The 22,748-nt window shown below is 46.5% G+C and carries 21 protein-coding genes; 15 read left to right on the top strand and 6 right to left on the bottom strand.

The annotated features are described in order from the left end of the window. Positions 1-115 precede the first annotated feature (115 nt). The gene (locus R7Q46_RS01385) at positions 116-1,222 is read left to right on the top strand and encodes an NADH:flavin oxidoreductase (protein ID WP_318077241.1); all 1,107 of its coding nucleotides are present in this window, start codon (positions 116-118) and stop codon (positions 1,220-1,222) included. Positions 1,223-1,302: 80 nt separating this feature from the next. Here R7Q46_RS01385 and R7Q46_RS01380 read toward each other — a convergent pair whose 3' ends face one another. Further along, positions 1,303-2,193 (bottom strand): LysR family transcriptional regulator, encoded by an 891-nt coding sequence (locus R7Q46_RS01380; RefSeq protein ID WP_005375788.1) that lies wholly within the window; start codon positions 2,191-2,193, stop codon positions 1,303-1,305. Positions 2,194-2,348: 155 nt separating this feature from the next. On the opposite strand from R7Q46_RS01380, the gene R7Q46_RS01375 reads away from it, so the two are divergent. The 7 genes from R7Q46_RS01375 (at position 2,349) to R7Q46_RS01345 (ending at position 10,137) form a co-directional block, all read left to right on the top strand. Next, entirely contained in the window at positions 2,349-2,747 is a 399-nt protein-coding gene (locus R7Q46_RS01375) for a RidA family protein (RefSeq protein ID WP_005375789.1), read from the top strand. Positions 2,748-2,820: 73 nt separating this feature from the next. Beyond that, positions 2,821-4,281 carry an aldehyde dehydrogenase family protein gene (locus R7Q46_RS01370; protein ID WP_053307779.1) on the top strand — a complete coding sequence of 487 codons (1,461 nt, stop codon included), beginning with the start codon at positions 2,821-2,823 and terminating at the stop codon, positions 4,279-4,281. A 69-nt stretch (positions 4,282-4,350) separates the two neighbouring features. Further along, positions 4,351-5,340: a membrane dipeptidase gene (locus R7Q46_RS01365; protein WP_005388594.1), complete on the top strand. Its 990-nt coding sequence runs from the start codon at positions 4,351-4,353 to the stop codon at positions 5,338-5,340. Positions 5,341-5,449: 109 nt separating this feature from the next. Beyond that, positions 5,450-7,051, top strand: coding sequence for a BCCT family transporter (locus R7Q46_RS01360; protein ID WP_318077240.1), 1,602 nt, complete (start codon positions 5,450-5,452; stop codon positions 7,049-7,051). 101 nt (positions 7,052-7,152) lie between these two features. Further along, positions 7,153-8,889 carry a hypothetical protein gene (locus R7Q46_RS01355; protein ID WP_318077239.1) on the top strand — a complete coding sequence of 579 codons (1,737 nt, stop codon included), beginning with the start codon at positions 7,153-7,155 and terminating at the stop codon, positions 8,887-8,889. Next, positions 8,886-9,617 carry a DUF3726 domain-containing protein gene (locus R7Q46_RS01350; RefSeq protein ID WP_158173123.1) on the top strand — a complete coding sequence of 244 codons (732 nt, stop codon included), beginning with the start codon at positions 8,886-8,888 and terminating at the stop codon, positions 9,615-9,617. Before R7Q46_RS01355 ends, R7Q46_RS01350 begins: the two co-directional genes overlap by 4 nt. 142 nt (positions 9,618-9,759) lie before the next feature. Then, positions 9,760-10,137: a nuclear transport factor 2 family protein gene (locus R7Q46_RS01345; RefSeq protein ID WP_005390944.1), complete on the top strand. Its 378-nt coding sequence runs from the start codon at positions 9,760-9,762 to the stop codon at positions 10,135-10,137. Positions 10,138-10,219: 82 nt separating this feature from the next. On the opposite strand, the gene R7Q46_RS01340 is transcribed toward R7Q46_RS01345, so the two are convergent. Continuing rightward, positions 10,220-11,215, bottom strand: a complete 996-nt coding sequence (locus R7Q46_RS01340; protein WP_005375798.1) for an ABC transporter substrate-binding protein — start codon at positions 11,213-11,215, stop codon at positions 10,220-10,222. Between the two features lie 141 nt (positions 11,216-11,356). Continuing rightward, positions 11,357-13,591, bottom strand: coding sequence for a hypothetical protein (locus R7Q46_RS01335; protein ID WP_318077238.1), 2,235 nt, complete (start codon positions 13,589-13,591; stop codon positions 11,357-11,359). A gap of 425 nt (positions 13,592-14,016) precedes the next feature. On the opposite strand from R7Q46_RS01335, the gene artP reads away from it, so the two are divergent. From artP to R7Q46_RS01310, 5 genes are all read left to right on the top strand, one after another. Then, a complete protein-coding gene (gene artP / locus R7Q46_RS01330; protein ID WP_104970792.1) occupies positions 14,017-14,745 on the top strand; it encodes an arginine ABC transporter ATP-binding protein ArtP in 729 nt (242 codons plus the stop codon). Positions 14,746-14,833: 88 nt separating this feature from the next. Then, positions 14,834-15,577: an arginine ABC transporter substrate-binding protein gene (locus R7Q46_RS01325; RefSeq protein WP_005388572.1), complete on the top strand. Its 744-nt coding sequence runs from the start codon at positions 14,834-14,836 to the stop codon at positions 15,575-15,577. A gap of 1 nt (position 15,578) precedes the next feature. Continuing rightward, positions 15,579-16,268, top strand: coding sequence for an arginine ABC transporter permease ArtQ (artQ, locus tag R7Q46_RS01320; RefSeq protein ID WP_170893287.1), 690 nt, complete (start codon positions 15,579-15,581; stop codon positions 16,266-16,268). Next, positions 16,265-16,933 carry an arginine ABC transporter permease ArtM gene (gene artM / locus R7Q46_RS01315; protein ID WP_170893286.1) on the top strand — a complete coding sequence of 223 codons (669 nt, stop codon included), beginning with the start codon at positions 16,265-16,267 and terminating at the stop codon, positions 16,931-16,933. Before artQ ends, artM begins: the two co-directional genes overlap by 4 nt. A 138-nt stretch (positions 16,934-17,071) precedes the next feature. Continuing rightward, positions 17,072-17,644 carry a protocatechuate 3,4-dioxygenase gene (locus R7Q46_RS01310; RefSeq protein WP_170893285.1) on the top strand — a complete coding sequence of 191 codons (573 nt, stop codon included), beginning with the start codon at positions 17,072-17,074 and terminating at the stop codon, positions 17,642-17,644. Between the two features lie 9 nt (positions 17,645-17,653). Here the strand turns inward: R7Q46_RS01310 and R7Q46_RS01305 are convergent, their stop codons facing one another. Beyond that, positions 17,654-18,484: a LysR family transcriptional regulator gene (locus R7Q46_RS01305; protein ID WP_318077237.1), complete on the bottom strand. Its 831-nt coding sequence runs from the start codon at positions 18,482-18,484 to the stop codon at positions 17,654-17,656. A gap of 118 nt (positions 18,485-18,602) precedes the next feature. Here R7Q46_RS01305 and R7Q46_RS01300 point away from each other — a divergent pair, with 118 nt between their 5' ends. Beyond that, positions 18,603-19,250 carry a glutathione S-transferase family protein gene (locus tag R7Q46_RS01300; RefSeq protein WP_170893283.1) on the top strand — a complete coding sequence of 216 codons (648 nt, stop codon included), beginning with the start codon at positions 18,603-18,605 and terminating at the stop codon, positions 19,248-19,250. A gap of 84 nt (positions 19,251-19,334) precedes the next feature. Here R7Q46_RS01300 and R7Q46_RS01295 read toward each other — a convergent pair whose 3' ends face one another. Continuing rightward, the gene (locus R7Q46_RS01295) at positions 19,335-20,006 is read right to left on the bottom strand and encodes a type 1 glutamine amidotransferase domain-containing protein (RefSeq protein ID WP_318077236.1); all 672 of its coding nucleotides are present in this window, start codon (positions 20,004-20,006) and stop codon (positions 19,335-19,337) included. Positions 20,007-20,123: 117 nt separating this feature from the next. Between R7Q46_RS01295 and R7Q46_RS01290 the strand changes: the two genes are divergently transcribed. Then, on the top strand, positions 20,124-21,008 hold the full coding sequence (locus R7Q46_RS01290) for a LysR family transcriptional regulator (protein ID WP_005388553.1): 885 nt from the start codon (positions 20,124-20,126) through the stop codon (positions 21,006-21,008). 59 nt (positions 21,009-21,067) lie between these two features. On the opposite strand, the gene R7Q46_RS01285 is transcribed toward R7Q46_RS01290, so the two are convergent. Next, positions 21,068-22,729: an electron transfer flavoprotein-ubiquinone oxidoreductase gene (locus R7Q46_RS01285; RefSeq protein WP_318077235.1), complete on the bottom strand. Its 1,662-nt coding sequence runs from the start codon at positions 22,727-22,729 to the stop codon at positions 21,068-21,070. Positions 22,730-22,748: the final 19 nt, after the last annotated feature.

Below are 22,748 nucleotides of genomic sequence, written 5' to 3'. Positions count from 1 at the left end.
CAGGTCTCAAGGATTCAGAGAAGGAACAGCCATACATCGTGTATCGCTGTTCCTTTTTCGATCTTGTTTACTTGCGAAAAGATAAAACATAAAGACAACTTTAAGAGGACTGGTTTTGAGCATTTTGTTTTCCGAAGCCCGCATTGGCAACATGACCCTAAAGAACCGTTTTGTGAGGAGCGCAACGTGGGAGAACATGGCGACCGAAGATGGTCACATGACGGAAAAGCTTTACGATATTTACGAAACGCTTGCGAAAGGGGAAGTTGGGCTTATTGTTACGGGTTATGCCAATATCGTTGAAGAAGAGAAACCCAACGCAGGTATGATGGGGATCTACAACGACTCTTTTATTGAAGCATACAAAAAGCTAACAGAGCTAGTACATCAACAAGATTCTAAAATCGTGATGCAACTTGCTTACGGTGGCACCAAAACCACCCATAACGTCGGTGAGCGTGTCATCTTCGCTCCGAGTGACGTGCCTGAGCGTGGTACAAATACGCAAGGCAAAGCGATGACAAAGGACGAAATAGACTACATCGTAAAGGCATTCGCATTGGCGAGTAAACGTGCTCAAGACGCTGGTTTTGACGGCGTAGAGATTCATGCGGCGCACACTTATTTAATTAACCAGTTTTTAAGCCCGTACTATAATCGTCGCGAAGACGAATATGGTGGTGGCTTAGAAAATCGCATGCGCTTTCTTTTAGAAATTTATTCTGAAACCAGAAAGCTGGTTGGAAGCGAATTTCCCATCCTCGTTAAACTGACGGCAACTGAGTTCTTTGACGGCGGTTTAACGTTCGATGAAACTCGCGTCGTCTGTAAGACACTTGAAGAAGTAGGCGTTGATGCGATCGTCGTGTCTGGCAATATTCACGGCAAAGCAAACGAACTTGTTGGTCAAACGTTCGATGGTTACACACTACAAAAAGAAGGTTACTTTCACGAATATGGTCACGTGATCAGTCAGGACGTTAGCATACCGGTGATTACTGTCGGCGGGCTGAGCGACATTGATGCGATTGAGAAAATTGCAGAAAACACAGATATCCAATTTTTTGCTGTGTCACGCCCTTTATTGGCTGAGCCGCAGTTGATCAAACGTTGGAAAGAAGGCAATCGCGCACCAGTAGATTGCGAACGTTGCTCAAAGTGTCGTACCAAGCGTGGTAACTTTTGCGTGGTGTATAAGAACCGAAATCGTCGCAAAAAATAAAACGAAGCGACTACACAAATACAAATTAGCCTCCACTCTGAATATGGAGGCTTTTAATTATCCGCATGTTAATCGAACCATTATTTATCTTCTTTTTGATAGTTTAAATAATGCACACAAAGATCGTGAAATGCTTTAGCTTGAGGCGAGATCGTGCGATCGGTTAACGTAAATATACCAATTTGCCTTTCAAGTGGTGGATCGATAAGCGGAATCCAAACCAAGCGTGTTTCATTGGTTGGGAAAGCAAGCTTCGGTAGGGTCGTGACACCAATCCCAAGTTCTAAGACAGAAAACAGCGAAGTAATATTTTCGACCGAATAGAGCGCTTGCTGACTCAGAGCTCTTGCTGGGGTTGGATCGAGAAGTGTACAAGTGCCGTTACGGATAAAGGGTTGTTCCAACAAAGTTTGCCACTCGATTCCTTCTGGATGACTCGCAATAGGGTTGTCCTTTAAACACACCACGCCTATTGGATCGGCTAACAGCGGTGTAAAGTCAATGCCGCCCTCATCGAGGTGAGAGGGGTTACCGAGCGCTAAGTCGACCTCACCGGAGAGTAGGCGAGCCTCGACGCCAGCGGCATTATCGTCTATCAAGCTTACTTCTACATTTGGATACTGTTCGCAAAAGGCGCCCAACACGCTAGGAATGAGCTTCGCTGCAACAGAAGGAACGCTCGCAATTCGCACTCTCCCTTGCTGTCCGGCAGCGGCTGCTTTGAGATCGTTGTCTAGTGCACTGTAGATATTGAGAAACTGAACCACTTTGGGAAGACAAATTTCACCAAACGGGGTCAATTTGGTTTTGTTTCCGGGTTCAAACAGCGTTTGCCCTAGAATTTTTTCAAGCTCTTTTATCGATGTTGACAGTGCCGCCTGAGAACGATTTGCACGATGTGAAGCGGCTCGAAAGCCTCCTTCCTCGACTACCATCACAAAATGCATTAATTGTTGAAGCTTAATACTCATCCCTAATGCCTCTTAATCCCTTTATTTACGTTATTTTAAATAGAGTGATAAGTTTAATTTATCAAATGTCAAAAATTTACCGTTAGATTTATCGCCTGTCAATGTGCATCATTTAACCATATTGAAACAAAGCTGTTACAAAGGTTGAAAGGCACGTGAATACTCCTACTAAAAAACACCCAGTTAAAACCAGTCTATTTGCTTCTAAAGCGCCGCTTGAATGGGCGATAGTCAACAACGGAACCCTGTATACGGCTCAAATTCCTATTGATGACACAGGCGCGGTTGTGGAAGGCGGTATCGAAGCACAAACACGCCAAACCTTTAACAATCTCATTCACACCCTGGAGTGTGCAGGGGAGTCTTTGGACTCGGTATTACAGGTCCTGATTTACGTGACCGACAGAGAATACTTAAAAACCGTTAACCAAGTGTACGCGGAATATTTTGAAGCGCCGTACCCAAATCGCGCCGCCATGGTGGTTGCAGGGTTAGCGCGAGAAGAGATGTTGGTGGAGTTTGTTGTCTACGCGTCGGCAAGCCAACCAGAATAAATCCAATAAGAATAATTAGAGATCAGTGAGTGGGTGGCTTGCCATCACAAATCGGAAGAACAAGGAAAGAACCATGACTTTTATTAACAATGTTCAAGCAGAAAAATCCCTCTATATAGCGGGTGAGTGGCAATCGGGCATGGACACCATCGCCAATATTAACCCTTCTGATATCAGCGAAAACATTGGTGATTTTGCACAAGCGAGCGTGTCGCAAGTAGAGCAAGCGATTCAAGCGGCTAAATCAGCGCAGCCAGAGTGGGAAAAAACACCAATCGAGCGCAAACAAGCAGTGCTACAAGCGATTGGTGATGAGCTCATTGCACGATGTGACGAATTGGGCACCTTACTTTCGCGTGAAGAAGGTAAGCCATTTGCTGAAGGTCGAGGTGAGATATACCGTGCTGGCCAATTCTTCCAATACTTTGCTGCTGAGGTTCTGCGTCAAATTGGCGATAACGCTGCTTCCGTCCGTCCAGGTGTCTCCGTTGAAGTTACTCGTGAAGCCGTCGGCGTTATCGCCATTATCTCTCCTTGGAACTTTCCAACAGCAACAGCGGCTTGGAAAATCGCGCCAGCACTTGCGTTTGGCAACAGCGTCGTCTGGAAGCCTGCCAACCTAACCCCAGCAAGTGCCGTTGCGCTGACAGAGATTATCCATCGCCAAGGTTTACCTGCCGGCACGTTTAACCTCGTTTTGGGTAGCGGTTCGCAAGTCGGTAATACCCTTATTAATTCGAAGGAAGTGAACGGCGTGAGCTTCACTGGTTCTGTGGGCACTGGCCGTAAAGTTGCAGCGGCAACGGCACCAAATTTTGTGCGTTGTCAGCTAGAGATGGGTAGCAAAAATGCGCTCGTAGTGGCAGATGATGCAGACATTCAGATTGCTGTCGAAGCGACAATCGCAGGCTCATTCTCGGGTGCAGGTCAAAAGTGCACCGCGTCTTCTCGTCTTGTGGTTATGGACGGAATTCACGACGCGTATGTTGAGGCGCTAATCAAACGCATGAGCGAACTTAAAGTGGGTCACGCTCTAGAAGAGGGCGTATTCATGGGCCCTGTTGTTGATGGTAACCAGCTGAATGCGAACTTTGAGTGGATCGAAAACGCACGCCAAGCAGGCGCGGAGCTGGCTTTCGGTGGTGAGCGTCTGAGCCTAGAGCATGACGGTTACTACATGTCACCAACTCTGTTTTTAAATACACAGAATGGCTGGGAAGTGAACCAAGAAGAAGTCTTTGCGCCAATGGCGAGCGTGATTCGCGTTTCTGATCTGGATGAGGCAATTGCAGTCGCGAACGATACGCGCTTTGGCCTGACAGGCGGCATTATCACGCAAAGCTTGCGCAATAGCGCGATCTTCAAACAGCAAGTCCAAACGGGCTGCGTCATGGTTAACTTGCCAACTGCGGGTACAGATTATCACGTCCCATTTGGTGGCCGTAAAGAATCTAGCTTTGGCCCTCGTGAGCAAGGGCAGTACGCCAAAGAGTTCTACACCGTGGTGAAAACCGCTTATCAGCGCCCTTACTAAGAACAGCAGGGTAGCTGATGGTGTCAGTTACCCGCACTGAAAGGCTAAGAAATTGTTTAAGGAGTGGTTATGTACCAACAACGGATTGTGATTGACGGATTGCAGTACTGCAATTGGGATCGAGAGTATTTCCAAACGCTTAAGGCGAGTGGCATTACTGCCGTTCATGCCACCATCGTCTACCACGAAACTGCGCGCGAAACCTTAACGCGTTTTGCTGAGTGGAACTTGCGCTTCGAGCAAAATGCGGACCTCATCATGCCTATTTATTCAATGGCAGATGTAGAAAAAGCCAAAGCAGAAGGCAAAGTCGGCATCTTCTTCGGCGCGCAAAATTGCTCACCTATCGATGATGAAATTGGTCTGATTGAAGTGATGCGCCGCCAAGGTCTGCTGATCATGCAACTGACCTACAACAACCAAAGCTTACTGGCGACAGGTTGTTACGAACAAAACGATTCCGGCGTAACTCGCTTTGGTAAGCAAGCTATTGAAGAGATGAACCGAGTCGGGATGATCATTGATATGTCCCACAGTGCGGAGCGTTCTACGTTGGAAGCCATCGATCTTTCTTCGCGTCCAATTTGTATCAGCCATGCTAACCCGACGTTTGCGCATGACGCACTCCGCAACAAGTCCAACACCGTGATCAAAGCACTGACGGAGCGCGGTGGTTTGATTGGATTCAGTTTATATCCGTTCCATTTGCCAAATGGCAGCCAGTGCACGCTGGATGATTTCTGCCAGATGGTTGCGAAAACCGCAGACATGTTTGGCGTTGACCATTTAGGTATCGGTAGCGATTTGTGCCTAAATCAGCCGCAACAAGTGTTGGAGTGGATGCGCAACGGTCGTTGGTCAAAAGCGATGGATTACGGCGAAGGTTCAGCAAGTAACTCGGGATGGCCAGATGCGCTGCCATGGTTCTGCGGCAGCGCAGGGATGGAGAACATCTACAACGGATTAATGGGTCACGGATTCAGTGAATCTGAGGCTGGAAAAATATTGGGTGAAAACTGGTTCAACTTCCTTAAAGAAGGATTAGAGCCTATTTCATAGCATTCCCCAAAGTAGGAACCGCCTGCCCACATAATAACAATACGGCAGGCGTAAAACTCACATTTGTAGCCAGTCTTTGGCTGCTGCAAAGAACCTCTGGAGCCAGAGTATGTCTGATTTAACCAATAGCATGAAAGCTTCCACGATGAGCGTGTCATCGGGCAAGTCGAAAGCAAAACACAACACATCAACAACAGAAAACACGACGGACAAATTAGGACTGAATAACCCGGCCTTTTGGTATAGCGGTGGTTTCATCGCGTTGTTCGTTGCTATTGCACTTTATGACGGCGAGCTGTTATCTACAATCGTTAACGCCGGTTTTAGCTGGGCAGTTCAGGTATTTGGTCCATACTGGCAGTTACTGCTGCTTCTCACTTTTCTTATTGGTCTTGGCTTGGCTGCAGGGCGAACAGGCAAGGTGATGTTGGGCGGGATTGCAAAACCAGAAATGGATTCTTTCCGCTGGATGGCGATTATTTTCTGTACCTTATTGGCTGGTGGTGGCGTTTTCTGGGCCGCGGCTGAGCCTATCGCGCATTATGTTAGCCCACCTCCTTTGTACGGCGCGCAAGATAACCCGCAGCAAGGTGCGGTGAATGCGTTGTCGCAATCCTTTATGCACTGGGGCTTTCTAGCTTGGGCGATTGTAGGTAGCTTAACTTCCATCGTGGTGATGCACCTACATTACGACAAAGGTTTACCACTAAAACCCCGTATTTTGCTTTACCCAGTCTTGGGCGAACGAGCACTTAAAGGCCAACTCGGTGCATTGATTGACGCATGCTGCATTATCGCGGTAGCCGCGGGCACCATTGGTCCAATTGGGTTTCTGGGCTTGCAGGTTAGCTACGCGTTAAATGCGTTGTTTGATATCCCTGATGGCTTTACCACTCAGCTTATCATCATCTTGTTTGCGATTGCGCTTTACACCTTGTCAGCACTCAGTGGATTAAGCCGAGGCATGCAACTGCTTAGTCGTTACAACGTGATTCTGGCAATGGCATTGATGGTTTACATCCTGTTTTTTGGCCCTACGAATTTTATCTTTAACGGATATATTCAAGGTGTAGGGAGCATGCTGGATAACTTTATCCCAATGGCGACCTATCGCGGTGACGAAGGTTGGCTAAGTTGGTGGACAGTATTTTTCTGGGGCTGGTTCCTGGGTTATGGTCCGATGATGGCAATCTTTATTGCGCGTATTTCCCGTGGTCGCACTATTCGCCAAGTTATTTCCACCATCAGTATTGTGGCTCCGTTAACCACCTGTTTTTGGTTCACGATTGTGGGCGGCTCAGGCCTTGCGTTTGAAATTGCTGAACCGGGTAGCGTGAGTGCGGCGTTTGAAGGCTTTAACTTGCCAGGTGCTTTGCTTGCAGTGACTCAGCAACTACCAATGCCAATGCTGACTTCAATTCTATTTCTGATTTTAACCACGATCTTCATCGTCACGACGGGCGACTCAATGACCTACACAATCAGTGTCGTGATCAGTGGTGAAACGGAGCCGAATGCGATCATCCGTACCTTCTGGGGAGTAATGATGGGTGTGACGGCACTAATCCTGATTTCTCTTGGCTCTGGTGGCATCTCTGCTCTGCAATTTTTCATTGTTATTACCGCGGTTCCGGTTTCGTTGATTCTGTTACCGTCACTTTGGAATGCGCCACAAATTGCAATCAAAATGGCGAAAGAGCAAGGGCTATAACAATTATCCAATTCAAACAACGTGGAGCTTGTGCGGGTGTTTTCCTCCTGCATCCGCACAAACCCTAGTATTCTTACAATAACAAATAGGTGGTGAGCAAAATGGATGCACATCGTTCTACTTATACGGAAGCAACTATGCGCGATGCAGCGATTGTCATGGCAGCCGAAAGGCTTGGCGCAATGCACCAAAACCGAATCAGCTTTGTTCGCAGTCTGATTCGTAATATGGCAAGCCAAAACTGGCAAGTAACCAAGCATGAGTGGCAGCTTTGTCCTCGTGGTTATGGTCATGTGATTTACAAATTGACCACGCCAGAGCACGTTTATCATTTGGTGGTATTCTGTGATGAAATTGCCGACGACGAGCGTAATGATCGCGTAATTGCTGAAAAGTGGGACGTCACATTTGCACTGGTTCAAGGCGATGTTGATGTTACTTTGTTGGAAAGATTGCGAGAAAATGTACCGCTGCAAGAAGCGGGACGTAATCCAAACAACGTACTTGTTCTTGCTCGCGCAAACAAAAGTGTGCGCGTGTTTGAGCACATTGTTAGCGCGCTTTCTCAAGGCGAGCAGCCTGAGCCGAAAGAGTTAGCGGAAGTGGGTTATATCCTGCGTACCACAGCTGTTTATGGTAACGGAAAGTTTGGTATCGCCGATTTCAAACTGTTAGAGAACAACTCAGATTTCAGCCAGTCTTTTAGTGCGCAAATGTGTGCAGTATATATGTTGCGTGAATTCAGCCTAGATTGGGTGCACTATCTGGCACTTCAACAAGGTGGCGACAACGCGGTGGCTTTGCATCGTGGCTTGCAGCGCTACCTTGGTGTCGGCAATGCTACTGGCTTAGGTATGGCTCCATACTTGATTAATCATCCGTGTATTGTTGACCAATGGATGACCTCTCGTGAACGTGCGGTAGCGCGAGTCTTTGCGATGCCATGTGAAGCGTCGTTCCATGCTCCTTTGCAAGGATTGCTGCAAAAAGCACAGCGTCATTTAGAGCAAGTCATCACCATCAATGAACATCAAGACAGGCTCAATCATCAAGCGATAGCAGACATCAAACAACTGCTATCGAAGCTAACAACGTTAATGGCATTACATCCGAACTGGGCGAGTTTGGTCGAGCATAAGAAAACAATGAGTGTGGAAGCCCAAGAAATCCTCACCTCTTGCTTGATCGAACTCTACCCATCTTTAGTGGATGAATTTGCTAGCCAAATGAATACGGATGAAACGTTATCTATTCCGGGCGGGAAAAAGATCCAAGATTTACTGGAAGTGTTGCAAAGCAAGTACCGCTGGGCGATTGATGCGGATTACTCACTAGCCGAGAACAACTACTGGTTCTGGTATCGCTCACAAGATAAAGAAGAGCCAAGGCTTGGTGTTCGCGGGGAAGAGGCTGGAGAAGAAAAAGAACTGCCGCTTGATATCGGCAGACAAGTGAATCGCTTGTACCAGGCCTTGCTTGACTGTGATGTAGAAATGTCCGTAGCAGAGTTTCTATTGCAAAAACCGGCTTATCGTTCGATCACACGTCGCGTATGGACGTTAGGTAGCCGCGCGATGGGGGATATTCAAATGAACGTGCTGCGTAAAGATGCGTTACCAATGCACTTATTGCGCTGTAAATTGGCGATCTTTGGCGCGACTAAGTTTGATCCGCGCTCGGATCGTTGGGTTCGAGTAACTTTCTTCCAAGGTGCGCCGTTGTTAGATGAAATTCACGACCCTAAACTGGCAGACACATGGATTTTCCCTAGCATGCCGCCACGTGACGAAATTGCGCAAAGTGATAATCAAAAAATCAGTGGAGGATTTGCATTATGATCGTCTCTCACAACGAATTGGTGGCCGCGGTTAATAAGGCATTTCTTGGCATGCGCCGTCACTGTGGTGAGGCGGATGTCATTGCGAACATGGTGGCGGACTTGCAAATGGTTGGCTTACATGGAGTTCGTCATTTTAATAACGCCAGTCTGTTTCTTGGGTTAGATTCAGACTGCGCCGTATCGGTGACCAACAGTACGCCGTCAAGCATAGAGGTAGAACTGCACAACGGGAGTGTAGCGTGTCATTTACCCGCTGTGTTGGATTTCGCACTTGAGAAAATGATTAACCGTAAGTCGATTACTATCACGTTGACGCAGTGCCATAACCGTTGGCTAGGTTTTAGTGAGTTGTTGAAGCTCTCTGCAAAAGGCATTGCGTGCCGTGCACAATGGGTCAATGGCTCTAGTCCCAAGCGAACGCTTTATGTGTTAAACCGTGGACGAATCGCGCCAGAAGTCTTTTTCTCGGATCAGTTTGATGGGCATGATACGGATTTGCATAGTATGGTTATCGAGCTCTCCGTGAACGATTTCGATATCGAGAAAAGTGCACAAGGGTATACCACCCACATTGAAGGAGATGAGTTAAGCCGCACGCAACAAGCTTCTTGGCAAAATGGTATCTTTGTCGAAGACCAAGAATGGGAAACACTGAAACAAACCGCAACCGCGTTGCTGGTGGAGAACAGTGAGCGTTCTATGCTCGGTGCTGGTGGTGTGGTTTAAGCGATGAAAGGCGATGATTCCAAGTAGAAGTGATGAAGGCTGCTGTTTAGCGGCCTTTTTTGTGCGCGATGTTCAGTCACTTCTGAAGTTCAAAGACTATGATTACCGTTATCCGCAAGATGGAGCAACACAGGTAAGAAAAATGGATCTGCAAGAGAATAAAAGAAATGCCATTGCGTTTTACGAAACCGCCTATAGAGGTAACCCAAGAAAGGCAGTTGAAGACTACGTAGGTGATGAGTACATCCAGCACAATCCATTAGTTGGAAATGGCCCCGAGGCTTTTATCGAGTATTTTGAGCGGATGCAAAATGAGTATCCCAATAAAGACATTACGTTTGTGCGAGCCATTGCTGAAGGGAACTTGGTGGCACTACACACTCACCAAACATGGCCTAATGATATTGAATACGTGACGATGGATTTCTTTCGTTTTGATCATAATGGGAAGATTGTTGAACATTGGGACGCTCTGCAAGAGATTCCTAAAGAAACATTGAATGGTCACACCATGTATTAACGAGTCGTTGACGAGTCTCCCATACCGTTTATTCAAACGGTATGGGAGGTTAAATGATTTGTGGCACTTTAAGTATTAATCATCAAAGCGCTTTTTCGATTCTCACCGCGACGTCTTCAGATACCCAGCCTTTCCACAAGTCAGGGTAGGTATTAAAGAAGTAAAACATCGCTTCTTCACCGTCCGCGTAGTTATCTTCCATCCAGGCCAGCATTTCACTCATTTGCTCGTTGGTAAATCCGCGTTTCTGCAAGTACGCGAATGCTTGGGGTTCTTTGCTCGCAAACGCCTCAGTTGTTACTGTGCGAACTGGAGAAGGTGGGTACATTGTTACTTTTGGTGAAGCGCAATCAGGCTGAGTGGTACAGTTGCGATACTCTTCTAAATCTGTTCCGCTACCAAAATCCACTTTGACCATATCATACTTGCCCAATACGGGGGTCGGTGACCAGTAGTAACCAAACCAAGGCATTTTGCGATCATAGGCTTTGGCGATGGTGCCAGCTAATGCTGCGCCAGATCCTGGGTCAACCATCTCAAAGCCGTGCTCACTTAACCCTAATGCATTAAACAAGTGACCGGAGGTGATTTGGCATGTCCAACCAGCAGGGCAGCTATAGAACGCGAACTTGTCATCATCTTCTGGGTGTTCAAATAGTTTGGCGTGCTTGATGACGCCTTCTATCGTCGCGAGTTCTGGATACTGTTTTACCAGATAGGCGGGAACCCAAAACCCTTCTTCACCACCATTGACAAGCGATTCACTAGCGATGCGCAAGCGTTTATCCGCAATCCCTTTATCAAGTGCTTCTTTAATACCGTTTGTCCATAACTCTGGCGCAACGTCAGGCTGTCCCTTTTCAATCATAGAGGTGCCTGTAGGAACGCTATCACCAGGGATCAATTCCGCATCGCACTGGTAGCCTTCATTTAAGACAAATTGGTCGATGTGCGCCATTAAGCTGGCCGAATTCCAATTCATGTCTGCGATGGTTATTTTTCCGCATTCGTCCGCATTTGCATGAGTAGATAATGCTGATAGCAGCAGAACAGAGAGCATTGAAGGTGTCGTCTTCATGTGACTGAATTTCCTTGTCGTTGTCATTTACTTCAGTATATACATCGGTTTATAAAGATTCAGTGAACAAGTTTTTTTCAGTGACGTTAAGCATAAAAACGGCGATTTATGAAGCGTTTAGTCAGAGTGGTTGAAAGGGAGTTAATACAGCAAGAACACCCCTTCGTAGCCGCCGATCTCAATGTGAGAAACATAGTCGCCGATGTTACCGTCTTGATCTACAGGTCGCATAGGTTCTGGAAGTGCGATAGTTATCTTCGGTGAGGAGAAATAATCGATATTCTTGCCAAAGAAATCAGTTCGATACAGAACTCGGCCTTTGGTGAATTCGCGGGCTAACACCATCTCTGTAGGGCCATGCATCACTACCGTATCGTCTGAGTGATACGCAAAGTACGTATGGGTTGGTAACAAATCGATAGCGCCATTAGGCAAGTCAGGGTGAGCTACTTTGCTCATAGAAGCATCTCCAATCACCGTGTAATCGGCGGAATAGGGCGTGCTGGTGGACATCATTAGCGGAGTCGCCTGATATCCCTCTGGTATTTGATTGGCAGGCTCTCCCAAATCAACGGCAAGCAAGGCGCTAGGTTGATAAGCAATATTCTTTGGTACGCCTGCCTTCCAGAAGTTGTCACTTGTTGTGTTATTACTTCCGTATAAGTAGCCATTGTTCCACTGATTAAAGTAAATGCGCTCAGGGTGATAGTTTAAGTAGAACACCGCTAGTGCAGAGTATTGGTCCTGTTTCCAATTGTTTTCTGTGTTACCAAAGTATTGAACGCGACCATAACGCGTTGTCGCTTGATAAATCACTTTCTGGCCAGCTTTGGCGAGTGCAGAGTTATCCCAAAACTTAGCTAACCCAGCATAGCCACTAAAGCCGGTAGAAGGGAAAAGGTAGTGCTCGCGCAAGTACAAGGAGCCAGCGTCAACCAAGTGGTTTTGCCCATTACGACCGAATAAGTTTGCCGTACCTATGTTGAGGCCAATTAACGCATCTTCATCCTGCGTTACCAGTTTATTCAAGAACGCCGAGAATTGCGCTTTGTACGCATCGTCAGCAGCTTGGCTACCCGCCACCAAACCAAGCTCATCCACTGTGCCTCCGGAATATATGTAGAACTGATTTGCACCGAGTAACTTATTCGTATCGTCGTTGTACGCACCATTTAAACCTTGTTTCGCCCATTCAGCTTGGTAATAGTGGCGCATTGTATTGGTAAAAACGGGATTACCGAGATTGGTCAATGCCCAAGAAGAGGTTTGATTCCACATACGACCAAATGGAATAACCCGTGACTCCCAACGAAATCGGGCCGTTGCATTCTTATTCGAACGGTTTTTGTATTCATTCCAAGAAAGATAATTGTCTTGGTTTCGATCTGCAGATTTGTCGAAGCCACGAATTTTACGCCAGCGTTGAATGGTTTGACCTTCCGGTGTCTCCGTTGGTGCTCCTGAGATATTGACGGCAGGGAAGCTATTTTTGAGTTGAATGTTTTCGAGACGTGGGCGGTTTTCTATGTTGTCGTCATGCCAAGTAATTTTCGCAAAGTAAAGGCGGCCGCCGTCGCGTAAAAAGGTGGAGCCAAAGTACTGACCGCCACCATAAGTTTTTCCGCTACCATCATGCGTTGTAGCGCGAACCCAATCCGAAGGAACAGACCAGTTTACTGTTTGGTTTTTAGTCATGTTCTCAGTTTTGTCTTTTTTAATCGCGAAGCTTTTCCATTCAGTTACCCGACCAAACGAGTCGATAGCAGAAGGGTATTCAATCGTGAAGCTGCCGCCTTGAGCAAACTGAGAGAACGTAAAGGCTAAGCGGTCGAACTTCTCTGAGTGATAGACATAGAGGGCTCCACCATTATTCGCCTGGCCAAATACATCAGCATCCCATGGCGGTGGTTGATATAGCCAAAAACCGGCGTGGTCAGCGCTGGCGGTATAGCCAACGATCATCGGTTTTCGATTGAGTAGAGTATTCTCGCCATGGCTTGAGTCGACTTCAGCTAGGATAGTGTCTTCAGAAAAGTGGAGAAAGAAATCTTCGTAGTCAACTCCATTCAGTTTTGCTTGGTTACGTATATCGTTTTCCAGCCAACCTGAGTTAAGTTCCAGCTTTTGGTTGTACATGTAACCAAGTGCTTGTACACGCTCATTATGACTTTTACTTTCGTAAGCGCCGAATAAGATATCAGCATAATCCAGTTCCCATTCACGTGTAGCCGCAGCAGAGATAGGCTTATCTTGAAGATCAATACCCTGTTCATGCAATCCAGGTAACACGATTGCTGTTCTACTCCAAACGCTGGGTATAGAAAGTAAGCTCAGAGAAGCAAGTGCAATGAGAGAAAAACAATGCGACTTCAACATGGGGTTATCTCACTCATACTTAGATGACTCGAATTAAGGGCCAGAATACAAAGAGAAATTATAGTCCATTCACAAAGTCCTAATCAGGAACCCGCCGATAGAAGGCTTTACCGGAAATCGAGGGGGGAAGCCCGGCAAAAATGAGAAGGTCTGCGTCGGGTGTAGTACGTTCAAAGACTCAAAATTCCGTCTACACAAGCACAAAAGTAACCAGAATTTTAACCTTGTTTCGATTGCCATCATATTGTTGGATTTTCATCAACAATTTCAGTTAAAACCAACTGATTAAACCAGTCATATTCTCTGTTGTATTGATTGCTTATCATACAAAAATTTAACAAAATTAATTTTTATACATTTTTATTGCATAAAAAATCCTTTTGAGTAATATAAATGCCAAGTGACAATTAATGCGGTATGTCAGCATGACTATTCAGGTAAGCGGAATCAATAAATCCTACGGTGAGACACAAGTGCTTCACGATGTCAGCTTTAAGTGTGAAAGCGGCGAAACACTGGTGTTACTCGGTCCGAGTGGTGCAGGGAAGAGCTCTCTACTACGTGTTCTTAACCTTCTTGAAGGGGCGGATAACGGCAAGCTAAACATCGCAAATGATGTTTTTGATTTCTCTACTGAAATCAAAGAGAAACAAGGTTTAGCACTTCGTCGTAAAGTAGGCATGGTGTTCCAGCAGTACAACTTATGGCCGCACATGACAGTGATGGAGAACCTGATTGAGGCTCCGGTAAAAGTATCTGGCATGGATAAAGAAGAAGCGAAGAACCAAGCAATGCAAATTCTCGCAACGCTGCATTTGGCAGACAAAGCGGATGCATGGCCGATGCAGCTTTCTGGTGGTCAGCAACAACGTGTGGCGATTGCTCGTGCATTGATGATGAAACCGGAAGTCTTGCTTTTTGATGAACCGACCGCAGCGCTTGATCCGGAAATTACTAACCAAGTCGTTAAGATTATTAAAGATTTAAGCGAAACTGGCATCACCCAAGTCGTAGTAACGCATGAGGTCGATTTTGCTAAGAAAATCGCTAGCCACGTACTGTATTTAGAAAAAGGACACATCGTCGAGCACGGCACAAATGATTCGTTTTCTAATCCGCAAACCGCCCAGTTTGCTGACTACCTAAATCACTAAATTACGTTTTTAAAGTTCAGTCTATTTAACAGATAAGCTCGGCTGTCATTGCGAGTGTCAGCCCACTAAGTACACACGGAGTATTGCAATGAAAAAGATTCTACTAGCTTCACTAATCGGCCTTTCTTCTGCAACTATGGCAGCAAACGCAGCAGCACAAGAAGAGATCAAATTCGCGATGGAAGCGACGTACGCACCGTTCGAATACATGGATGAAAACAACCAAATCCAAGGTTTTGATGTGGATCTGGCGAATGCACTATGTAAAGAAATCGAAGCAAAATGCACCTTCCACAACCAATCTTTTGACAGCCTGATCCCAGCATTAAAATTCAAGCGCTACGATGCGGCAATCTCTGCAATGGACATTACTGAGGCGCGTTTGGAGCAAGTGAATTTCACGAATGCATACTATGACAACTCAGCAGCGTTTGTTTCTATCAAAGAAAAAGTGGCCGATCAAAAAGCACTAGAAGGTAAGCGTGTTGGTGTTCAAAACGGTTCAACACACCAAAGCTACCTGATTGAGCAAATGCCTGGCGTAACAGCGGTTCCTTACTCAAGCTACCAAGACGCATTCATCGATATGAAGAATGGCCGTATTGATTCTGTATTCGGTGACACGGCAGTTGTAGCAGAATGGTTCAAGAAAGAAGACAACCTAGCGTACGTGGGCGAGCACGTTACTAACCCTAAATACTTCGGTAACGGTTTCGGTATCGCAGTAAACAAAGGTAACGACGAGCTAGTGAACAAGCTGAACACGGCACTGAAAACAGTGAAAGCGAACGGCGAATACGACGTAATCTACAACAAGTACTTCGGTAAGTAATATGGCACTAACGGGTTACTCTTTATCGCTTGTTCAAGCTAGCTGGATGACTGTCCAACTGGCCTTCACAAGCCTTTTAGTCGGTTTGATTCTGGCAGTGGTATTCGTCAGTGGTGAAATGTCTCGCCGCGTTTTCGTTAAATGGCCAATGACGGCGTTTGTGACGATTGTACGTGGCTTGCCAGAAATCCTTGTCGTGTTGTTCATCTATTTTGGATCGACTCAGGTTCTGTTTTTAATCACCGGCGATTTTATTGAAGTTAGCCCGTTCTTGTCTGGCGTGGTGGCGTTGTCATTGATCTTCGCTTCTTATGCTTCTCAAACTCTACGTGGCGCATTGAAAGCCGTTGGAAGAGGGCAGAGAGAGGCTGCAAGTGCACTCGGCATCAGTCAAGCACACGCTTTTGTTCGCATTGTTTTGCCACAAGCAGTAAGACACGCACTACCAGGTTTAACTAACCAATGGTTGGTTCTGCTGAAAGACACCGCGCTTGTATCACTGATTGGCGTGACGGATTTGTTGAAACAAGCGCAGCTAACATCTGCAGCGACCCATGAAGCGTTTACATGGTACGCAACCGCTGCGGCGATTTACTTAGGCATTACTTTGATTACACAACGTGCCGTCAAACTGATTGATAAGAAGTTCTCAATTCAAGGCATGAGCATGGGACAGGAGGCGACCGCATGAACGAACAACACGTTTGGCAAATGCTGGATGGCTTAGGCACTAGCCTCCAATTGACCGCTGCTTCCTTGGTTGTGGGCTGCCTCTTAGCTTTGATGATGACGCTGACTCTGATCCTACGTACTAGGGGTTTGCATTGGGTAAGTCGTGGCATCATCACCTTGTTCACAGGTACGCCTTTGTTGGTACAGATCTTCTTGGTGTACTACGGTCCGGGTCAGTTTGACGCAGTAAGAGAAAGCGTATTTTGGACATGGTTAAGCCAACCTTGGTTCTGTGCGATGTTGGCGTTAGCGTTGAATACCGCGGCGTACAGTACTCAGTTGTTCAAAGGGGCATTCAACGCGATTCCTTCCGGTCAATGGCAAGCGTGTCGTGCATTAGGCATGAACAAAACCGCAACGCTGAAAGTGCTGCTGCCATACGCCATTCGTCGTGCTGTTCCGGCTTACTCGAACGAAGTGATTTTGGTCTTCAAAGGCACGTCACTAGCAAGCACGATTACGATCATGGATCTGATGGGTTACGCGCAGCGCATTAATGCACAAACCTACGATACGTTGACGGTATTTGGTATTGCAGGTGCATTTTATTTAACGGTAAATGGTGTGCTAACTCTTATTTTCCGTCAGGTAGAGAAGAAAGCATTGGCGTTCGAAGCCGCATAATCCTTCAATCAACACTCATCATTTAGTTCCACAGTGCCTCTGCGAATGACTCTCTTGTAGGGGCATTTTTTATATTCGTCATGGCAAATTCCTCAAGTTCCCCCAAACTTAATTCAACGCAATTGTATTGGTGGCACCATGGAAAGAAGACACTTTTTAGCGCTGTGGACATTGTTGTTCGTACCCTCTTTAAAAGCGAAAGCACCAATCCGGCCAACGCCAGCACAAACTGAAGGGCCATTTTATCCAGTAGTGAACATTCCTCTTCGTCAAAACTTGATTCTGCAATCAGAAGGTTTGGTCGGTGAAGCTATCGTGTTTCAAGGTAAAGTCGTAGATACATCGGGAAACCCAGTTTCAGGCATCAAAGTAGAAATCTGGCAATGCGATGGGCAGGGGATTTACGATCACCCTAAGCAGCCAAATAATGATAAGTTTGATACTCACTTTGCAGGTTTTGGTGCAGTTTTAACTGACGAAGATGGGAATTACCTTTTTCAAACGTTATTTCCGGTTCCATACAGCTCTCGACCTCCCCACATCCACGTCAAACTATGGCGTGGAGGGAAAGAGTTATTAACGACTCAGCTTTATTTGAAAGGGCGAACTGGTAACGAGTGGTGGGGTGGCAAAGCCCGTGATTATCTACAGTTTGAGACTATACGAATCGACGGGCGATTAACGGGCGAATTTAACTTTGTGATTGGTTAGCGAATCCAGTTAAGCCATTAACTCAACCAATTGCGCCAAGCATTCTTTATCCAGTATCGGATGAGGCTCGACACCCGTGACCAACACGATATCCACGGAAGGTAGCGACGGCATATCGTCTAAGATCTTAAGATCCTCACTAACGCTAATACTGCCCATCGCACCGATAGCCATGCCTGAGCGTACAATTGCTCGTTGTGCAGAGGCCGTATTACAACACGCCAGTAGTTGATAAGGAGTACCACGTTTGGTTAATCCGTCTACTGCTGCCGCATGGTATTTACAGTCGGTTTGGAATAGGGCGAGAGGGAGAGGTTGGGCGTGCTCGATGTCAAAGTCAGGGTTAGCAATCCACACGCCTTTGTCGCTTGCTAGCCAGTAACCTTCTTCACTGTCCGGTGCTCTTGTCACAATAGCGGCGTCTAGCTTTCCTTCATCCAGCTTTTCTCTCAAGGTGATGCTGGGGTCACTGAAGACTTGAATCGAACACGTGGGTTCAGATTGTTGTAATACACGAATGACTTTAGGCAGGATATTGTCGTTGTAATCTTCTGGGCAACCTAAGCGAAGAGGACGCTTGTTTTCATAGCGCTTCACTTGTTTCAGTGCTTGATTGTGCAAGTTAACCAATTGCTCGGCGTGAGAGCGCAGTGCCAGCCCTGCTTCACTCAATACTAGGTTGCGACCTTCTTTTTCAAACAAGCTGACGCTGAGTTCGTCTTCCAGCTTACGCATTTGTGCACTAAATGCTGATTGGGTGCGATTGATCTGCTTGGCAGCACGAGTGAAACTTCCCGTTTCGACAAAAGCAAGAAAGCTGCGCAACGCATCGATATCCATATCTAAAACTCATCCATCGTTTTTGTTGAAGTGTTCCATCAAAACTATCCGTTAGTCCCCTTAAATACAATCAGATATTGTGAATGGGTAATCAAAACACGAACCGCATGGAGGCGTCATGAAACTGTTTATTGCTAACCAAAACTACTCGAGCTGGTCACTTCGCGCATGGCTGATCTTTTCTCAATTCAAATTGGATGTGAAAGTCACCAAGCTCAAATTATTCACGGAAGATTTTTACAAAACCTTGGAAGGTATTACACCAACGGCGAAAGTACCTACCTTGGTGGATGGTGACGCAACCGTGTGGGATTCATTAGCGATTTTGGAATACGTTAACGAGCAATACTTACAAGGCAAAGCATGGCCAAGCAACTCCGTAGAACGAGCTAAAGCACGCGCCATTGCCTCAGAGATGCATTCGGGGTTCTTTGATTTAAGAAACGAACTCCCAATGAACATCCGCGCGCGCAGAAAAGTCGTTCTAACGGATGGTGCACGTAAAGATATTGCACGCATTGACGCTATTTGGGCAGAACAAGCCAAGCTGTATCCCAACGGTTGGCTATTTGGAGAATGGTCGATAGCTGATGCTATGTATGCACCTGTGGCATTGCGTTTCCAAACTTACGGTATCGAGTTATCCGAAGGTGCCAAAGCTTACCAACAGAAGGTGCTAGCAAGTGAATCTTTACAGCAATGGTTGGAAGAGGCGAGCCAAGAAACGGATATCGTAGAAGAGGACGAGGCAGGGGAAGAAGTATAAGCGCATCTTGCGATCGCCTGTAGCAAGGGAAAGCATGACAAAGCACGCTTTCCTCTTCTAGGATAGTTGTAGTTTCCGGCGCGTTTAAGCTAGGTGTTCAACAATCGCTCTGCCTACGCCGTGTGCGCTCGTTGGGTTTTGACCTGTGATGACACGATCATCCACAATTACAAACTCTTGCCATGGTTGCACTTTAGAGTAGCGCGCTGCGCTGCGTGCAAGAGATTCTTCCAATAGGAATGGGATATCGTTGATGGTGCCGAAGTCGATCTCTTCTTCGCGAGTGAAACCTGTTACTGATTTAGACGCAAGCAGCTTTTCGCCATTGCTAAGCGTGATAGGAAGAAGAGCGCCCGGACCATGACAAACTGCTGCAACAATACCGCCATCTTCATAGTGTTTTGCAGAAATCTTGGCAAAATCTTCGTTGCTCGCTAGGTCTGAAAGAAGACCAAAACCACCCGGATAGAAGATCGCATTGTAGTTGTCACCGTTGATTTGTGACACTGGAATCGTGTTGTTGATGCGGTTCTGGAAATCATCATCCGCCAAAATTTTCTCGTTCACTGCGTCGCCTTCGATGTCGGTTCCGTACAGTGGTGCTTGTCCACCTTTGATAGAGGCAATGTCGTAATCGAAGCCTGCACCTAGTAGCTCGCTAAGGGCATGAGTGAGCTCTGGCGCGTAAGTTCCGTTTGCTTGGTCAGTTTCACCAAGAGTCGCATGGTTCGTCACAATGATGAGTACTTTCTTCATGATGGTTTCCTTTTTGGCTTACGTGTATTTGTTGAACACCTTCATACTAATTGCTAAACAAATAAGTGATAATACGATTAATTGGCAAAACATTATTGCTATATAGCAAAGGTAAGTATGGACAGTTTTGAAGGCATCAATGAGTTTGTTACGGTTGCTGAGAGCTTAGGGTTTTCTGCAGCGGCAAAACAGTTAGGTTGCAGTACCAGTCATGTCAGTCGCCAAGTCACAAGATTAGAAGAGCGATTAGGTGTCGCTTTGTTAGCACGTTCGACAAGAATGGTGAGTCTAACGGAAGCGGGGCAAGCGTATTATCAACAGTGTAAAGAGTTGGTGATTGGGCTTCAGCAAGCCAATGAGCAACTCACCACGCAGCAAACTCAATTGAGTGGTACGTTACGTGTGAGTGCCGCTGGTGCGTTTTCTGAAAACCATGTAGCGCCTGCCTTGATGGCGTTTGCCAAGCAACATCCTAATCTCACGGTAGAAATCAACTTCAACACCAGCATGGTCAACTTTATTGAAGATGGTTTCGATTTTGCCATTCGTTACGGTAGGTTGAGTGATTCAGGCTTGGTTGCGAGAAAGCTGGTGGATCGTCCCATGGCAGCGGCAGCCAGTCAGCGTTATCTCGATGAACATGGTTTGCCAACGCACCCCGAGCAACTCAAGCGTCATAGCTGCATTATTGCCAACAAAGACGTTTGGTTGTTTGAAAAAGACGGCAAGCCTTTAGATGGCGTAAAAGTGCAGGGCAGATGGAAGAGCAATAACGCACACACGGTCTTGCAAGCCTGTGCAGAAGGATTAGGTGTGGCGTACTTACCGAAGAGCAGTTTCAACGATGCTATTTCGTCTGGTCGTTTGGTGCCAATCCTAGAGCCCTATTGGGGAAGTGGCAACAGCAGCTGGATTGTTTATCAGAATCGTCACTTTCTACCTCTACGAGCGCGATTGGCTATCGACTTCTTGCTTGATCATTTTGCCGATTGGCAGGAGTAATGAGGCTCTGCCAATCGGTTTGTTTATCCATTTGTTAGATCGTCAACATACTAACGTATCTACATGTTTTGATAGCTCGGTCCACCGCCACCTTCTGGTGCTTTCCACGTGATGTTTTGCGAAGGATCTTTGATGTCACAGGTTTTGCAATGCACGCAGTTGGCGGCATTTATCTGAAACTTCAACTTATTATCCACTTCCACCACTTCGTAAACCCCAGCGGGGCAATAGCGCTGACTCGGTTCGTCATACATACCTAAATTAACATCAATTGGAATGTGAGGGTAAGTCAGAACAAGGTGACAAGGTTGATTCTCTTCGTGCTGTGTTCCCGACAAAAATACCGACGAAAGCTTATCAAAACTGATTTCACCATCTGGTTTTGGGTATGCAATTGGGTGGCACTCTTGTTTAGGTTTTAACTGCTCATGATCGTGCGAATAGTCCTTGATAGACCAAGGTAACGGCTTCTTAACCAGTGGTTGCCACAGGTTGTGTTCAAAAGTCGAAAGAGCACCGCCCAGTATGCTGCCAAACTTATGAATGTTCGCACCAAAGTTACGCGTTTCAGCGAGTTCGTCATACAACCATGATGATTCAAACAACGACTGGTAGTCTGGCTCAGAAGCTCCAGTTTGTCGGGCCGTATGTACCGCTTCTGCTGCAATGATTCCGGATTTCATTGCTGTGTGGCTGCCTTTAATTTTAGCAACGTTCAAAGTCCCCGCATCACAACCAATCAATAAACCGCCAGGGAATTGTTGTCTCGGCAGAGAGGAAAGCCCACCTTTCGCAATGGCTCTTGCGCCGTAAGCGATGCGCTGAGCACCTTTCAAATGTGGTTCAATAGCAGGGTGGTGTTTAAAGCGTTGAAATTCGTCAAACGGACTCAAGTAAGGATTGCTGTAATTCAAGTCGACAATAAGCCCCACGGCGATTTGGTTGTTCTCCATGTGATAGAGAAAACCGCCGCCTGTAGTATTTGTTTCACTCAAGGGCCAGCCAGCGGAGTGGATAACACTGCCAGATACATCCTTACTGTCAGTGGGTAACTCCCATATCTCTTTTAGGCCAAGCGCGTAGTGCTGTGGTTGCTTTCCTGCGTCTAGGTCGAACCTTTGAATAAGTTCTTTACCCAGATGTCCGCGACAACCTTCAGCAAAAAGGGTGTATTTTGCCCTTAGCTCGATACCTGGTTCAAAGTTAGGTTTGGCCTGGCCGTTCTTATCTAGTCCCATATCGCTCGTGTTAATGCCTGTCACGGCGCCAGTCTGATCATAATTGATGCTTGCAGCGGCAAAGCCCGGAAAAACTTCCACCCCAAGATTTTCTGCTTGGTTAGCGAGCCAACGGCAAAGGTTGGCAAGGCTAATTACGTAATTATTCTCGCCATTTATCATTGGACGCGGTGTAAGGAAGTGGGGAACGCGAATATGGTTTTGTTTAGTAGTAAGATAAAGGAAATCATCTCGTTGAACTGAGGCTGCTAGCGGGGCGTCCATTTCTTTCCAATTGGGGAAAAGCTCATCTAAGGCACTAGTTTCAAAAACAGCGCCAGATAAAATATGTGCACCCACTTCTGAGCCTTTTTCTACAACGCAAATTGAAAGTGCGTCATCTTCACTGTCTTGGTTGAGTTGAGCTAGTCGACAAGCTGCACTTAAGCCCGCAGGTCCGGCCCCCACGATCACGACATCAAACTCCATGCATTCTCGTTCCATCTTTATGCTTCCTTTCTAT

It is taken from the genome of Vibrio sp. 811 (assembly GCF_033339195.1).
Note: the sequence above shows the minus strand (reverse complement) of the source record. Positions and strands in the feature narration are given on the sequence as shown.